The sequence below is a fragment of the Mesoflavibacter sp. CH_XMU1422-2 genome (assembly GCF_037029245.1).
In the GTDB taxonomy this organism is placed as follows: domain Bacteria; phylum Bacteroidota; class Bacteroidia; order Flavobacteriales; family Flavobacteriaceae; genus Mesoflavibacter; species Mesoflavibacter zeaxanthinifaciens.
Map to the genome: position 1 here is coordinate 143,276 of NZ_JAYMEE010000070.1, position 2,168 is coordinate 145,443.

Genomic DNA, 2,168 nt, shown 5'->3' on the forward strand with positions numbered 1-2,168 from the left:
TAACTTAATTATAACTGCAACCAACAATGTATAAATTCAATTGCGGCTGAATTTCCTACGGAAATTCATTGCAATTTTCTATCTTTCAGTTTCAATCGGAAAATCGTGCCGATTTTCCGCAACTGAAATTTATACGCTAACGTTGTAAGCAATTTGACCAAAACCAATGAAAAAGTATTTAATCTTACTTATTTTAATTTCAAATTTTTGTTTCGGACAATCTGAATCAAGACAAAATTTTGTCATAACATTAAATGTTCCAGATTATGAAAGAAACAATAATGAATCCTTTAAAAAAATTGCGACTGAAAACAAGATTAAGAGAATCAAATTTTATGAGGAAAAAGAATTGGTAACAGATTTGATTTTTGACAAAGAAGGTAACATAATAGAAGCTACGGACAAATCTAACAAAGTTATTAGCAAAACAAAGTTTGAGTTTGACAAACAAAACAGGCTAACTAAAATTTCCTTTTTTACACCAAACGGAGATTTTAAATATGGTTATGAATACAAATTTGATGGACCATATAAAACTGAATTTGAAATAGGAGATACAATTCCAAAGAGAAGAACAATCGAATTGAAAGATGAAAATATTACAATAAATTCTGATTATAACGAAAAAAAGGAATGGGAATTAAGTAGTGTTACATTCCTAAATAAAGATAAATCTTACGATAGAGAATTGAGATATAATGACAATGGACTTTATTCAGAATTTAAATATTACTATAATCCAAAATTAAAAAAAGGAGGAACGAGGGAAATCAAATATTTTAAAGGAATAAAGTTGAGCGAGGAAGAGTATTCTGCTTATAAAACAGACGAAAAGGGAAATAGAATTGAGAACTTTAATCCAAATAATTTAGAAACTATCTCAACTCGAAAATACAATGAAAATAATCAAGTACTTGAGACAAAATATTACACAAAATCTGAATATTTCGAGTACGGAGCTAATGGATTGGTAAAAACTAAAACAATAGAAGACAGAAATGGAACAACAGTACTGAATTTTTTCTATGATAATTCATTGCCAAAAAAAATAGAGAAAGTTAATGGAGATAATAAATTGACTTTTAAATACGAATATGAATACTTTAAATAAAAACTGCTTACAACAATGGCTATAAGTAATTGCTCGTTCTCGCCTACTTCTGAAAATCCTCGCGGATTTTCAGTTTGGTGTGTACTTGCAAAGTTAAGTGCTAACACACGCAACTACTCATAGCCGAGACCGTTGGCGTGCATTAAAGCGGAACCTAAAAAAAATACTTTATAATTTGGAAAAAGTTATCTTTTAAGTTAACTTTGTAGTATGATTAGAAAAATAATATTCTTTGAAACACACTTCATTGAATTTTATCAAAAACAAAACACTAAAGTAAAAGGAAAGATTCAATACGCATTTGAACTACTTAAACAAGTGGAAAGAGTGCCTGAAAAGTTTCTAAAACATTTGACGGGAACAAACGGACTTTATGAAATCCGAATTGAATACCAATCAAATATTTACCGAATATTTTGCTGTTTTGACAAAGATCAATTAGTAGTGCTTTTCAATGGTTTCCAAAAGAAAACTCAAAAAACACCGAAAAAGGAACTCGAAAAGGCTAAAAAATTAATGAAATCGTATTTTGAACAAAAAGACAAAGGAAATGGATAAATATAAAAACATAACGGATTTCGAGCAACTGATTGAAGTTGAGTACGGAAAAATCGGAACTGAACGCAGAAATAAATATGAGGAAAATGCTCAAATGTTTATTATTTCCGAAATGCTAAAAGATGCACGAAAAGAAGCGAAAATGACACAAGAGCAGTTAGCCGAAAAAACTGGAACGAAAAAAAGTTATATTTCTAAATTAGAGAATGCTAAAGGAAATATTCAACTCTCGACCTTAATCCGAATTTTTGAACAAGGATTGAATAAACGAATTGGATTAACATTTCTCTAAAAAAATAACGACACGCCAACAATGGCTATAAGTAATTGCTTGTTCTCGCCTACTTCTGAAAATCCTCGCGGATTTTCAGTATGGTGTGTACTTGCAAAGTTAAGTGCTAAACCACGCAACTACTCATAGCCGAGACCGTTGTAGGTAATTTGACAACCCAAGAAACTGAATGGAAAACTTAATTGGAGCAATTGTCTTTTTAATAGT

3 protein-coding genes are annotated in these 2,168 nt (G+C 30.1%); all 3 read left to right on the top strand.

Annotation, left to right across the window (positions count from 1 at the left end; all coding sequences use genetic code 11):
* Positions 1–166: 166 nt before the first annotated feature.
* The 3 genes from WA340_RS12640 to WA340_RS12650 all read left to right on the top strand — a co-directional run bounded on the left by WA340_RS12640 (position 167) and on the right by WA340_RS12650 (position 1,961).
* Complete coding sequence (locus tag WA340_RS12640; protein WP_336129344.1) at positions 167–1,111, top strand: hypothetical protein; 945 nt, start codon at positions 167–169, stop codon at positions 1,109–1,111.
* A gap of 210 nt (positions 1,112–1,321) precedes the next feature.
* Positions 1,322–1,669: a type II toxin-antitoxin system RelE/ParE family toxin gene (locus WA340_RS12645; protein WP_336129345.1), complete on the top strand. Its 348-nt coding sequence runs from the start codon at positions 1,322–1,324 to the stop codon at positions 1,667–1,669.
* Entirely contained in the window at positions 1,662–1,961 is a 300-nt protein-coding gene (locus WA340_RS12650; protein WP_336129346.1) for a helix-turn-helix domain-containing protein, read from the top strand. The genes WA340_RS12645 and WA340_RS12650 overlap by 8 nt, the downstream gene beginning before the upstream one ends.
* Positions 1,962–2,168 lie beyond the last annotated feature (207 nt).